Genomic DNA, 13306 nt, shown 5'->3' on the forward strand with positions numbered 1-13306 from the left:
ACGTTCGCAGCGAACGTCCGTGCACCCGTGATCCGATACGACCGAGAGAGGCACCACGATGAGCATGCGGCCTGACCCGACATTTCACGCTTCGCCGGAACTTGCGATGCAGGCGCCGGCGGAGGAATTTGCCTATACGTTGTTGCTGAGCCCCGATTTTTCCAGACCCGACGCGCTCGCCGTGATCGACGTGAAACCCGGCTCGGCGACCTACGGCAAGATCGTGCACACGGTGACGATGCCGAACACCGGAGACGAATTCCACCACTTCGGCTGGAATGCGTGTTCGTCGTCGCTGTCGCCGCTGACCGGCCACGCATTCCTCGAACGCCGCTTCCTGATCATCCCGGGCCTGCGTTCGTCGCGGATCTACGTGATCGACACGAAGCCGCACCCGACTCAGGCGCGCATCCACAAGATCATCGAGCCCGACGAGGTGTTCGCCAAGACCGGCTATTCGCGGCCGCATACGGTTCATTGCGGCCCCGAAGGCATCTACGTGAGCACGCTCGGCGGCGCGGGCAAGGACGGCACCGACGGCGCGCCCGGCATCTTCATCATGGACTGCGAGACCTTCGACGTGCTCGGCCGCTGGGAGATCGACCGCGGCTCGCAGGACAAGCATTACGACTTCTGGTGGAACCTGCCGCGCGACTACATGGTGTCGAGCGAATGGGCGCTGCCGCCGCAATTCGAGAACGGCATCGTGCCGGAGGACTTGCTCGCGAACAAGTACGGGCACCGGCTGCATTTCTGGGACCTGCGCGCGCGGCGCAACGTGCAGACGATCGATCTCGGCGCGCAGCACCAGATGGCGCTCGAGGTGCGGCCCGCGCACGATCCGGTGCGCGAATACGGGTTCGTCGGCGTCGTGGTCGACACGACCAATCTCGAAGGCTCGATCTGGACCTGGTGGCGCGAAGGCGGCCAGTTTCATGTGAAGAAGACCGCGACGATTCCGCCCGAGCCGGCCGCGGCCGACGAACTGCCGCCGCTGCTCCAGGGTTTCGGCGCGGTGCCGCCGCTCGTGACCGACATCGACCTGTCGCTCGACGACCGCTTTCTGTACGTGTCGTGCTGGGGCACCGGCGAGATGCGCCAGTACGACGTGTCGGATCCGCATCATCCGGTGCTCGCGGGGTCGGTGCGTATCGGCGGGATCGTGCGCCGCGCGCCGCACACGAACGGCCGCGCGTTCGCCGGCGGCCCGCAGATGGTGGAAATCAGCCGCGACGGCCGGCGCGTGTACTGGACCAACTCGCTTTACTCGACGTGGGACGACCAGTTCTATCCGGACGGCGTGCCGGCCGCGCAGGTGCTCGCGCATGCGGGGCCGGACGGCGGGCTGACGCTCGCCGACGACTACTGGGTCGACTTCCCCGACGGCTATCGCGCGCACCAGATCCGGCTCGATGGCGGCGACTGCTCGACCGACTCGTTCTGCTATCCGTCGGTCAAGCGTTGAGCGCCGGCCTCTCCGCGCCGCTCGCGCTGTGGGCGGCCGTGCTCGCGAGCGGCGTCTATCACGGGCTCAATCCGGCGATGGGCTGGCCGCTCGCGGTGTCGAACGCGCTGATGACGCGCCGCGGCGGCGCGCTCGTCGCGGCGCTCGGCTATCTCGCGCTCGGCCATGCGCTCGCGGTATTCATGGTGATGCTGCCGTTCGGGCTGCTTGCCGCGCTGCTCGCGTGGCAGTCGGCGATCCGGATCGGCGCGAGCGTGCTCGTGATCGGCTTCGGCGTGGTGCTGCTGATCCGGCGGCGGCATCCGCGTGCGCTCGCGCGGATACCGCCCACGCGGCTCGGACTGTGGTCGTTCGCGGTTGCGCTCGCGCACGGCGCGGGGCTGATGCTGGTGCCGATCTACCTCGGGCTCTGCGGGTTCGACCGGGACGCCGGCCATCGCGCGGCGGCCACGCTCGTCGATGCGCATCTCGGGATCGCACTCGTCGTCGCAGCCGTGCACGCAGCCGCGATGTTCGGCACAGGCGGCGTGCTCGCGTGGCTCGTGTACCGCTATCTCGGGCTGAAGTTCGTCGCGCGGAGCTGGTTCAATCTCGATGCGGTGTGGGCGTCCAGCCTGATCCTGACGGGCGCGCTGTCGCTCAGGCTGGCGGCGGCGCGATAGCGCCCGGCTCGCGGAGCGGCCTCGGACGGCGCGCAACGAAAGGCGCGAGAACGACCGTTCCAGCACGACGCTGGCGCCACGCGACAGTGTTCGCTACCTCACGCTAGCCCCGCGATGCGCCGTCCGCACGGGTCCGGCGGTCGCGATTCCGCTAAAATCGGGCCATGCGCACCACTTCCCAATCGACCGCCCTGGCCTTGTCGCCTTTCGTCCGCCGCGCCCGTTGCAGCCGCCGCGCGCCGCGCCCGTCCGTTTCGTTCCGGATGGCCGCCCGATGAACCACGCCACCCCGCCGGATTTCGACTCGGCCGCCTTTCGCCAGGCGCTCGGGCAGTTCGCGACCGGCGTCACGGTCATCACGACGCGTGCGCCGTCCGGGCAGCTGATCGGCATCACCGCGAGCTCGTTCAACTCGGTGTCGCTCGACCCGCCGCTCGTGCTGTGGAGCCTCGCGCACAAATCGGCGTCGACCCCGGTGTTCCGCAACAACAGCCATTACGTGGTGAACGTGCTCGCGGCGTCGCAGCTCGACCTGTGCAAGCGCTTCTCGACCTACAAGGGCGACCGCTTCGAAGGGATCGCGCACGCGGCCGGCAACTCGGGCATGCCGGTGCTCGACGGCGCACTCGCGTGGTTCGAATGCCACAACCGCAGCCGCTACGACGAAGGCGACCATGTGATCTTCGTCGGCGAAGTGGAACGCTGCGGTGTGCGTGCCGCGTCGGATGCCGCAGCGCCGCTCGTGTTCCACGGCGGCGGCTTCCACGGCCTCACACCGCTTTGATCGACCCCATGCGCGCCAGCCCGACCGGCGCGCCCGCTTCGTCCTTCAGCGTCTGCAGCACGATGTTCGAACGGATGTCCATCACGCCCGGCGCCTTGTAGAGCCGGTTCAGCACGAAATCCGAATAGTGCTTGAGGTTGTGCGCCAGCACCCGGAGCAGATAGTGGCTCTCGCCCGTCACGACGAACGCGCCGACCACCTCCGGCCATTCGCGCAGCGCTTCCGCGAAGCGCTCGTGCCATTGATTCTCTTCGTTGCGCATCGACACCTGCACGAACGCCTCGAGCTCGAAGCCAAGCTTCTCGCGACTCAGGCACGCGCGATAGTGCTCGATCACGCCCTGCTCCTCGAGCAGGCGCATCCGGCGCAGACAGGCGGACGGCGAAAGCGAGATCCGTTCCGCCAGGTCGAGATTGCTGATTCTGCCCTCCTCCTGCAGTACCGCCAGAATCCGGCAGTCGGTGGCATCAAGCGTGATCGCGTGCATTTTTGGTCCCCGTTTTCCCTCTGAGTCGAATTATCTGCCAATCCGGCGGATTGTCCATGTTTATTTCGCAAGCACTTTCTGCGAGCGTCCGCCTATCATTCGAAGCATCGATTCACCGATTCGTCATGCCATGGACACACTCTGGGACATCTCGCCGCCCGTCAGCCCCGCCACCCCCGTATGGCCGGGCGACACGGTCGTTTCCGTCGAACGCGTCTGGCGGATGGAGGCCGGCTCGCCGGTCAACGTCGCGCGCCTGACGCTGTCGCCGCACACGGGCGCGCATTGCGACGCGCCGCTCCACTATGACGCCGACGGCGCGCCGATCGGCGCGGTGCCGCTCGACACCTATCTCGGCCCGTGCCGCGTGATCCACTGCATCGGCGCCTCGCCGGTCGTGCGCCCGGCCGACATCGAGGCCGCGCTGGACGGCGTGCCACCGCGCGTGCTGCTGCGCACCTATGCGCGTGCCAGCGTCGAGCAATGGGACAGCGGCTTCTGCGCGGTCGCGCCCGAAACCGTCGACCTGCTCGCCGCGCGCGGCGTGAAGCTGATCGGCATCGACACGCCGTCGCTCGACCCGCAGGAATCGAAGACCATGGATGCGCATCACCGCGTGCGCGCGCACCGGATGGCGATCCTCGAAGGGATCGTGCTCGACGACGTGCCGCCCGGCGACTACGAACTGATCGCGCTGCCGCTGAAGTTCGCGACGCTCGACGCGAGCCCCGTGCGTGCGGTGCTGCGCGCGCTGCCCGGCCGATCCTCCTGATTCACCGAACCACTGACCCGAGAACCACTGACCCGACATCATGATCAAGACCCGTGAAGACGCGCTCGCCCTCGACCGCGACGACCCGCTCGCCCTGCTGCGCGACCAGTTCGCGCTGCCCGACGGCGTGATCTATCTCGACGGCAACTCGCTCGGCGCGCAGCCGCGCGCGTCGGCCGCCCGCGCGCAACAGGTGATCGGCGCCGAATGGGGCGAAGGTCTGATCCGCAGCTGGAACACCGCCGGCTGGTTCGCGCTGCCGCGCCGCCTCGGCGACAAGCTCGCGACGCTGATCGGCGGCGCCCCCGGCGAGACCGTCGTGACCGACACCATCTCGATCAACCTGTTCAAGCTGCTGTCGGCGATGCTGCGCCATCAGGCCGAGCGCGCGCCGGAACGCCGCGTGATCGTGTCGGAGCGCTCGAACTTCCCGACCGACCTGTACATCGCGCAAGGGCTGATCGAACAGCTCGGCGGCGGCTATGAGCTGCGCCTGATCGACGATCCGGCGGACCTGCCCGACGCGCTCGGCGCGGACACGGCCGTCGCGATGATCACGCACGTGAACTACCGCACCGGCTACATGCACGACATGCCGGCCGTCACGCAGCTCGCGCACGACGCGGGCGCGCTGATGCTGTGGGATCTCGCGCATTCGGCCGGCGCGGTGCCGGTCGACCTGAACGGCGCGCATGCGGACGGCGCGGTCGGCTGCACGTACAAGTACCTGAACGGCGGCCCCGGTTCGCCGGCGTTCGTGTGGGTGCCACACCGTCATCACGCGCACTTCTCCCAGCCGCTGTCGGGCTGGTGGGGCCACCGCGCGCCGTTCGCGATGCAGCCGGGCTTCGCGCCCGATCCGGGCATCGCGCGCTTCCTGTGCGGCACGCAGCCGATCGTGTCGATGTCGATGGTCGAATGCGGGCTCGACGTGTTCCTGCAGACCGACATGCACGCGATCCGCCGCAAGTCGCTCGCGCTGACCGATGCGTTCATCGCACTCGTCGAGGCGCGCTGCGCGGGCCTGTCGCTGAAGCTCGTCACGCCGCGCGCGCATCACCAGCGCGGCTCGCAAGCGAGCTTCGAGCACCCGCACGGCTACGAGGTGATGCAGGCGCTGATCGCGCGCGGCGTGATCGGCGACTACCGCGAGCCGTACGTGCTGCGCTTCGGCTTCACGCCGCTCTATACGCGCTTCGTCGACGTGTGGGATGCCGTCGAGACGCTGCGCGACATCCTGGCCACCGATGCGTGGAAGGCACCCGAGTTCGCCGAGCGCGGTGCGGTGACCTGATCGGCTTTTTGCCCGGCGCGCGCCGCGGTTCCGTGCGGATTGCGCGCCGCGCCCCCGTCATTCAATTCTGGAGAGAGTCGTGAATTCTGGTCACATGCAGCCACCCGGCGACGATGCGCCGGCGGGCTGCCCGTTCTCGGGCGCGCGCACGGCCCAATCGGCACACGAAGCACCGCACGTGCCGGGCGATGCCTCGGGCGATGCCGGCTGGCACAACGCGCAGCTCGATTTTTCGAAGTCGATGAGCTACGGCGACTACCTGTCGCTGAATTCGATCCTCGACGCGCAGCATCCGCTGTCGCCCGATCACAACGAGATGCTGTTCATCATCCAGCATCAGACGAGCGAGCTGTGGATGAAGCTCGCGCTGTTCGAATTGCGCGGCGCGCTCGACGCGGTGCGTGGCGACGCGCTGCCGCCCGCATTCAAGATGCTCGCGCGCGTGTCGCGCATTCTCGAGCAACTCGTGCAGGCGTGGAACGTGCTGTCGACGATGACGCCGTCCGAGTATTCGGCGATGCGGCCGTACCTCGGCCAGTCGTCGGGCTTCCAGTCGTATCAGTACCGGCAGCTCGAATTCCTGCTCGGCAACAAGAACGTGCAGATGCTGCAGCCGCATGCGCACCGGCCCGACATCCTCGAACAGGTGCGCGCGACGCTTGAGGCGCCGTCGTTCTATGACGAGGTCGTGCGCCTGCTCGCGCGGCGCGGTTTCCCGATTGCACCCGAGCGGCTCGAGCGCGACTGGACGCAGCCGATGCGGCACGACGAGACCGTCGAGGCTGCGTGGCTCGAAGTCTACCGTCACCCGCAGCAGCACTGGGAGCTCTACGAGATGGCCGAGGAACTCGTCGATCTCGAGGACGCGTTCCGCCAGTGGCGCTTCCGTCACGTGACGACCGTCGAGCGCATCATCGGCTTCAAGCAGGGCACCGGCGGCACGAGCGGCGCGCCGTACCTGCGCAAGATGCTCGACGTCGTGCTGTTCCCCGAGCTCTGGCACGTACGCACCACGCTGTAACGTACGCGTGCGTCATGCGCCCGCGCGTCACGACGACGTGCGGGCCAGTTCCTCCCCTTCGCGCGGCAACGCGCGTTCGCGCGTGAGCCGCGGAATGTGCCGCCGCATCGCGAGCAGCGCGACGCACACCACACTCATCGCGGCGGCCAGCATCGTCAGGTACGCCGTCGCACCGCCTGCGGTGATCACCATCGCGCCCGCGAACGCGCTGAGGATCGCGCCAAGCCGGCCGAATGCGAGCGCGCTCGCGGTGCCGGTCGCGCGAACCGCCGTCGGGTAGATGTACGCGCACAGCGCATACATCGTCGACTGCACCGCGTTGACGAACAGCCCGTGCAGACCGAGCCCGACGATCAGCCAGCCCGTGTGGCGCCCCGCATCGACCCCCATCAGCCACACCGCGCTCGCCGCGCCGCCGATGCTGCAGAGCGCGAGCGGCCAGCGCGAACCCGCATGCGTGATCGCCCATGCGCACAGCAGCGCGCCGATCACGCCGCCAAGGTTGTACGCGGTGAGCCCGGAGCCCGCGACCGACACGCTCAGCCCGCTCGCGGCCAGCATCGTCGGCAGCCAGCTGAACGCCGCATACACGGCGAGCAGGCACATGAAGAACGCGCACCACAGCGCGATCGTGTCGCGCGCCTGGCCGGTGGCGAACAGCGCGCCGAACCCGCCTCGTGCGCCGGGCGCGCGTGCATCGCGCAGATCGGTGAACGTGGCGTCGGGCGCGACCGGCCGCTGCATGCGCGCGAGCAGCGCGCCGAGTTCCGGCCAGCGCGCGGGGCGGCGTGCCAGGAAGCGCGGCGATTCGGGCAACGCACGCACGAGCACGAAGCCGAGCACGAGCGGCAGCGCGCCGCCGGCGAAGAACAGCCCGCGCCAGCCATAGCGCGGCAGCACCTCGTGCGCGAACAGCCCGGCCAGCATGCCGCCGAGCGGCACGCAGACGATCGTCGCCGTCACCATCATCGTGCGGCGCCGCGCAGGCGTGTATTCGGCCGTCATCGTCGTGGCCGTCGGCAGCGCGCCGCCGATCCCGAGCCCCGCGCAGAAGCGCAACATCGCGATCGTCGCGACATCCGGCGCGAAGCCGATCGCGCAGGTCGCGATGCCGAACAGGAACACGCTGCCGATCACGGCCTGGCGGCGCCCGAAACGGTCCGCGACGATGCCCGCGCACGCGCTGCCGATGCCCATCCCGATCAGCCCTGCGGCCACCGCCGGCGCGAACGCGCCGCGCGTGATCCCCCATTCGCGGATCAGCACCGGAATAGCGAAACCGATCAACTGCCCGTCGAAGCCGTCGAGCACGATCGCAAGCGCGGCAAGCAGCACCACGCAACGCTGCATCGTCGTGAACGGTCCGTCGTCAAGCGTCGCGCCGATGTCGACCGGGGGCGGCTGCAATCCGTCGCGCATGCTCATGCGACCTCCCGTGCGCCACGCGTCGGCGGCAAGGTGCGCGCACGGCGCGCGGCAAGGCAACGGCATTCGATGACTTTCATGGCGTCTCCAGTTGCCCGGGCTGGCGCTTGCGCGTGCCCGGATCTCGTACTGCAGGGTCGGTCGGCGTCCGTGCATCGGCGCCGCCCCCGCGTCTTGTCCAATCCAACCCGATCCGGCGACATCGGCTGCATGCGGCGCGGCCGTATCGTCATGCGGCGCAAGCCCGCCGCCGGCGTGATGCTCAGTCGCGCCGCGCGTCGATCAGCCTGACGAGTGCGAGCAGCGTATCGGTATGCGGCACCGCGATACCCATCTCACGCGCGGCCGCGACGACCTTGCCGCTGATCGCGTCGATCTCGGTGCGGCGGCCCGCGAGCACGTCCTGCAGCATCGACGGTCGATGGCCGCGATGCGCGTGGATCGCATGCTCGACGTTGCGCGCGATGCGTTCGCCGTCCACCGCGATGCCTTTCGCGCGCGCGACGGCGGCCGTCTCCGCCGCGATCGCGAGCGCGAGCCGTGGGCCGTCAGGTTCGCGGCCGAGCTGGTCGACCGTGCAGCCCGTCGCCGCACACAGCGTGTTGAGCGCCGCGTTGAACGCGACCTTTTCCCAGATCGCGGCCCACACGTCGGCATCGAGCGAACACGCGAGCCCGGCGCGCGACAGCGTGTCGGCCACGGCCGCCGCGAACGGGCGCGCCGCGCCGTCGGCCGTCATCATGCGGATCGCGCCGGCACCGTGCGAGCGCACGTGTCCGGCGCCGGCGAAGTCGGCCGGCCACGTCGTGACGCCGACCAGAATCCGTTCGAGCGGCACGAACGCGTTCAGCGTCTCGACGTTGCCGAGGCCGTTCTGCAGCGTCAGCACGTACGTACGTGAGGTCAGTAATGCGCGCACGCCTTCGAGCGCCGCACGCGTGTGCAGCGATTTCGTGAAAACGATCAGCAGATCGAACGGTATGTCGGGCGATGCACTTGCCTGCGCATTCGCCGTTTCTGGCCGGACGGCCTGCAGCGCGCGGATGCGGCGTTCGCCGCGATCGTCGTCGATGCGCAGCCCGTCGCGCCGGATCGCATCGAGATGCGCATCGTTCACGTCGATCAGCGTGACGGCCTCGCCGTGCTCCGCCAGCAGCGCCCCGAACAGCGAGCCCATCGCACCGGCACCGAGAATCGCAATCTTCATCGTCGGCGGCCTCTTAGAATGGATACTGGCGCGGCGCGGTCTGCACGGTGATCCAGCGCAGGTCCGTGAACGCGGCAATGCCGGCCTTGCCGCCGAAGTGGCCGAAGCCGCTGTCCTTCACGCCGCCGAACGGCATTTGCGCCTCGTCGTGCACGGTCGGGCCGTTCACGTGGCAGATGCCCGATTCGATGCGCGCCGCGACCCGCATCGCGCGGGCGACGTCGCGGCTGAACACGGCCGAAGCCAGCCCGAACGCGTTGTCGTTCGCGCAGCGGATCGCGGCCGCCTCGCCGTCGACCCGCACGATGCCCTTCACCGGCCCGAACGACTCCTCCGCGTAGATCAGCATCGCGGGCGTCACGTGATCGAGCAGCGTCGCCGGGAACAGCGTGCTGTCCGACTTGCCGCCGCACAGCAGCGTCGCGCCGTGCGCGAGCGCGTCGTCGATGAGCGCGTTGCAGCGCTCGACGGCCTTCATGTCGATCAGCGAACCGAGCACGACCGGCCCTTGGCGCGGATCGCCGAGCGGCAGCGACGCGGCCTTGGCGGCGAGCTTCGCGACGAATGCGTCGGCGATCGACGCATCGACGACGATCCGCTCGGTCGACATGCAGATCTGTCCGGAATTCGCGAATGCGCCGAATGCGGCCGCCGCGACCGCCGCATCGAGATCCGCATCGTCGAGCACGACGAACGGCGCCTTGCCGCCGAGTTCGAGCACCGACGGTTTCAGATGACGCGCGCACGCTTCGGCGACGATTCGCCCGACGCGCGTCGAGCCGGTGAAATTCACGCGGCGCACGGCCGGATGTGCGATCAGCGCATCGACGACGGCACCCGCGTCTTCAGGCGCGTTCGTCACGAAGTTGACGACGCCCGGCGGCAGCCCGGCCTCCTGCAGCGCCTCGACGATCAGCCCGTGCGTGACGGGGCACAGCTCGGAGCCCTTCAGCACGACCGTGTTGCCGCAAGCGAGCGGCAGCGCGAGCGCACGGGCCGCGAGGATCACCGGCGCGTTCCACGGTGCGATGCCGAGCACCACGCCGGCCGGCTGCCGCACGCCCATCGCCAGCGAGCCGGGCACGTCGGACGGGATCAGCTCGCCGCCGGTCTGCGTGGTCAGCGACGCGGCCTCGACGAGCCCGCTCGCGGCAAGGTGCACGTTGAAGCCTGCCCACAGCGCCGACGCGCCGGTTTCCGCCGCCATCGCGGCGACGAACTGCTCGTGCTTCGCCTCGAGCGCGGCGGCAGCCTTCAGCAGCAGCGCGCGGCGCGCGCCGGGGCCGAGCGCGGCCCATTCAGGAAACGCGCGAGCGGCCGCGTCGGCCGCCGCGCGCGCATCGTCGACCGTGCCCGCGGGCGCGACCGACGCGACTTCGCCGTCGAGTGGGTTACGGCGCACGAAGGTCGCGCCGCTGGACGACTGGCGGCGTTCGCCGCCGATCAGCATCGATACGGTTTGCATGGATTCTCCGGAAGGACGCGCAACGCGCGTCAGGCAACTTCGATGTCGACGACGACCGGCGTATCGGCGCGCAGCGCGTCGGTCAGCGTTTCGTGCAGGCGAGCGGCATCGGCGACGCGGATGCCGCGGCACCCCATCCCTTGCGCGAGCGCGACGAAATCCAGGTCGGGCAGATCGGTGCCCTGCACCGGATCGTCAGGACCGAAGCCGAACACCGGCGCGAAATCCTGCAGCGCCGCATAGCGCCGATTATTCAGGATCACGAACGTGATCGGCAGCTTCAGCTGCGCGGCGCTCCACAATGCCTGGATCGAATAGAGGCTCGACCCGTCGCCGATCAGCCCGATCACGCGCCGTCCCGGCCGCGCGAGCGCGACGCCAACCGCGGCCGGCATCCCGTAGCCGAGCCCGCCGCTGTCCATCGTGTAGAACGTGCCGCTGCGCGTGAATGGCAGGTGCGCCTGCATCACCGGTCGCGCGCTCGGCGCTTCCTCGACGACGATGTCGTGTGCGTCGCGCACGTCGTCGAGCGTCTGCAGCGCGAATGCCACCGACATCCGTTCGCCGGCGGCCGGCGCTTCGGCGCGCGGGCGCATCGGCCGCGGCGCGGGCATCGGCCGCTCGCGCGGCGCCGGCCGGGCCAGCAGATCGCGTGCCGCGAGCCGCAGGTTGCCAACGACCGCGTCGCCCGACGGCGTCCATGCGGCGATGCCGGGATCGTCGACGAGCTGCACGAGCTTGGCGCCCGGCGGCACGTGCGGGCCGCAGCCCTCGATGTGATAGGTGAACGCGGGCGCGCCGAACGCGAACACGAGGTCGTGCCCGTCGAGCCGCGCGACGATCTTCTCGCGGATCGCGGGCAGGAAGCCGGCGAACAGCGGATGATCCTCGGGAAAGCTGCAGCGCCCCGACATCGGCGCGACGTACACGCTGACCCGGTGCCGCTCGGCGAGCCGCACGACGTCGTCCCACGCACCGGCCCGATCGACGGCCGCGCCGACCACCAGCGCGGGACGCCGCGCGGCATCGAGCGCGTCGCCGAGCCGCGCGAGCGCATCGGGATCGGGCCGCACGACGCTGCTCACGTCACGGCGCGGCAGCAGCTCGGCCGGTTGGTCCCAGTCGTCGACCGGGATCGACACGAACACCGGCCCGCGCGGCTCCTGCATCGCGATCCGGTACGCCCGCGCGATCGCGGCCGGCACGTCCTGCGCACGCGCGGGCTCGATGCTCCATTTCACGTACGGCTTCGGCAGCTCGGCGGCCTGCGTCGCGCCGAGAAACGGATCGAACGGCAGGATCGCGCGTGCCTGCTGGCCCGCGGTGACGATCAGCGGCGTGCGGTTCCTGAACGCGGTGAACAGGTTGCCCATCGCGTTGCCGACGCCGGCCGCCGAATGCAGGTTGACGACCGCCGCATTGCCGGTGGCCTGCGCATGACCGTCCGCCATCCCGACCACGACGGCCTCCTGCAAGCCGAGCACGTAGCGGAAATCGGCGGGGAAATCGCGGAACATCGGCAGCTCGGTCGAGCCAGGATTGCCGAACACGCAATCGATGCCGAACTGGCGAAACAGGTCGATGACGGCATCGCGGACGGTGATCGGGGCGGCCGGTGTGGCGGAATGGGACGGGGTGCCGGACATGCTCGGGCGTCTCCTCGGTGGCTTGGCGGTTTCCACAGTATCGAAGCGCGAGCCATTCACGGATACTGTATTTTTTGCGAAAAGCCATTACGGTTCGGCATGACTTTCGATCTCCGGCAATTGCGGGCATTCACGACCATCGTCGCGTGCGGCAGCCTCGGCCGCGCGGCCGACGCGCTGCACGTGACCCAGCCGGCGCTGAGCCGGATCCTGAAGCGGCTCGAGGACCAGGTCGGCGCGCCCCTGTTCGAGCGCCATTCGAAAGGCGTGCAGTTGACGGCGTTCGGCGAGGCGCTGCTGCCGCACGCGACGCTGCTCCAGCACGAGGCCGAGCATGCGCGCGAGGAGCTCGACGCGATGCGCGGCTTCGCGAAGGGCACGATCAAGGTCGGCGCGGTGGGCAGCATCGCGAGCCTCGTGCTGCCGGTCGCGGTCGGCCGCGTGCTCGACCGCTGGCCGAACCTGCGTGTCGAGATTCTCGAAGGCGTGTGGGATCGGCTCGCGGAAGGGCTGAACAAGCATGAGATCGATCTCGCGCTGTCCGCGCACGGGCCCGACACCGACGAGATCGTCGCGATTCCCGAGTGCCGCTGGGAAGATCGCAGCCATATCGTTGCGGCGCCGCACCATCCGCTGCGCGCGCTCGGCCGCGCGCCGACGCTCGCCGACACGCTGCACGCGCGCTGGGCGATTCCGCCGCGCGGCACCGCGCCGTTCGACCACATGCGCGCAACCTTCGACGCGCACGGGCTTGCCCTGCCCGACATCGCGGTCGAGACACGCTCGGTCACGACGCTGAAGAGCCTCGTCGCGCATGCGGGCTTCCTGAGCTGGATGGCCGAACCGATGTACGGCGCCGAACAGCGCGCCGGCACAATCGACACGCTGCCGGTGCGCGAGGTCGTCGCGGTGCGCACGCTCACCGCGTTCCGGCGCCGCCACGGGATCCTGCCGGGGCCGGCCGGCAAGCTGCTCGACGAACTCGTCGCGCTCACACGCGAAGGCCGCTGATACCGCTCCCCTTTCGCGCCGCGCGCGCCGCCGCAGCGCACCATCGAAATGCCGTGTCCCGCCTTGA

Annotated in this window: 12 protein-coding genes; 7 read left to right on the plus strand and 5 right to left on the minus strand. The window is 69.6% G+C overall.

Features of this window, described 5'->3' with window-relative positions; translation table 11 throughout:
• The first annotated feature begins 58 nt into the window (after positions 1-58).
• The 3 genes from BTE28158_RS00075 to BTE28158_RS00085 all read left to right on the plus strand — a co-directional run bounded on the left by BTE28158_RS00075 (position 59) and on the right by BTE28158_RS00085 (position 2911).
• Positions 59-1465: a selenium-binding protein SBP56-related protein gene (locus BTE28158_RS00075; protein ID WP_124900991.1), complete on the plus strand. Its 1407-nt coding sequence runs from the start codon at positions 59-61 to the stop codon at positions 1463-1465.
• Positions 1462-2127 (plus strand): hypothetical protein, encoded by a 666-nt coding sequence (locus tag BTE28158_RS00080; RefSeq protein ID WP_151050086.1) that lies wholly within the window; start codon positions 1462-1464, stop codon positions 2125-2127. The genes BTE28158_RS00075 and BTE28158_RS00080 overlap by 4 nt, the downstream gene beginning before the upstream one ends.
• Before the next feature lie 274 nt (positions 2128-2401).
• Positions 2402-2911, plus strand: coding sequence for a flavin reductase family protein (locus tag BTE28158_RS00085; protein ID WP_059465659.1), 510 nt, complete (start codon positions 2402-2404; stop codon positions 2909-2911).
• On the opposite strand, the gene BTE28158_RS00090 is transcribed toward BTE28158_RS00085, so the two are convergent.
• The gene (locus BTE28158_RS00090; protein ID WP_059607977.1) at positions 2898-3398 is read right to left on the minus strand and encodes an Lrp/AsnC family transcriptional regulator; all 501 of its coding nucleotides are present in this window, start codon (positions 3396-3398) and stop codon (positions 2898-2900) included. The genes BTE28158_RS00085 and BTE28158_RS00090 overlap by 14 nt on opposite strands.
• Positions 3399-3528: 130 nt before the next feature.
• On the opposite strand from BTE28158_RS00090, the gene kynB reads away from it, so the two are divergent.
• The 3 genes from kynB to kynA all read left to right on the plus strand — a co-directional run bounded on the left by kynB (position 3529) and on the right by kynA (position 6485).
• Positions 3529-4170, plus strand: a complete 642-nt coding sequence (gene kynB / locus BTE28158_RS00095; protein WP_151050088.1) for an arylformamidase — start codon at positions 3529-3531, stop codon at positions 4168-4170.
• A 40-nt stretch (positions 4171-4210) separates the two neighbouring features.
• Positions 4211-5464, plus strand: a complete 1254-nt coding sequence (gene kynU, locus BTE28158_RS00100; protein WP_059607975.1) for a kynureninase — start codon at positions 4211-4213, stop codon at positions 5462-5464.
• Between the two features lie 94 nt (positions 5465-5558).
• On the plus strand, positions 5559-6485 hold the full coding sequence (gene kynA / locus BTE28158_RS00105; RefSeq protein ID WP_151050096.1) for a tryptophan 2,3-dioxygenase: 927 nt from the start codon (positions 5559-5561) through the stop codon (positions 6483-6485).
• 27 nt (positions 6486-6512) lie between these two features.
• On the opposite strand, the gene BTE28158_RS00110 is transcribed toward kynA, so the two are convergent.
• The 4 genes from BTE28158_RS00110 to mdlC all read right to left on the minus strand — a co-directional run bounded on the left by BTE28158_RS00110 (position 6513) and on the right by mdlC (position 12228).
• Positions 6513-7910, minus strand: coding sequence for an MFS transporter (locus tag BTE28158_RS00110; protein ID WP_151050090.1), 1398 nt, complete (start codon positions 7908-7910; stop codon positions 6513-6515).
• A gap of 262 nt (positions 7911-8172) precedes the next feature.
• Positions 8173-9117, minus strand: a complete 945-nt coding sequence (locus BTE28158_RS00115; RefSeq protein ID WP_151050092.1) for a ketopantoate reductase family protein — start codon at positions 9115-9117, stop codon at positions 8173-8175.
• Positions 9118-9130: 13 nt separating this feature from the next.
• A complete protein-coding gene (locus tag BTE28158_RS00120; protein WP_174919600.1) occupies positions 9131-10582 on the minus strand; it encodes an aldehyde dehydrogenase family protein in 1452 nt (483 codons plus the stop codon).
• Positions 10583-10611: 29 nt separating this feature from the next.
• The gene (mdlC, locus tag BTE28158_RS00125; protein ID WP_174919602.1) at positions 10612-12228 is read right to left on the minus strand and encodes a benzoylformate decarboxylase; all 1617 of its coding nucleotides are present in this window, start codon (positions 12226-12228) and stop codon (positions 10612-10614) included.
• 99 nt (positions 12229-12327) lie between these two features.
• Here mdlC and BTE28158_RS00130 point away from each other — a divergent pair, with 99 nt between their 5' ends.
• Positions 12328-13239: a LysR family transcriptional regulator gene (locus tag BTE28158_RS00130; protein ID WP_059607970.1), complete on the plus strand. Its 912-nt coding sequence runs from the start codon at positions 12328-12330 to the stop codon at positions 13237-13239.
• The last annotated feature ends 67 nt before the right edge of the window (positions 13240-13306 follow it).

It is taken from the genome of Burkholderia diffusa, assembly GCF_902499115.1.
Classification (GTDB): domain Bacteria; phylum Pseudomonadota; class Gammaproteobacteria; order Burkholderiales; family Burkholderiaceae; genus Burkholderia; species Burkholderia diffusa.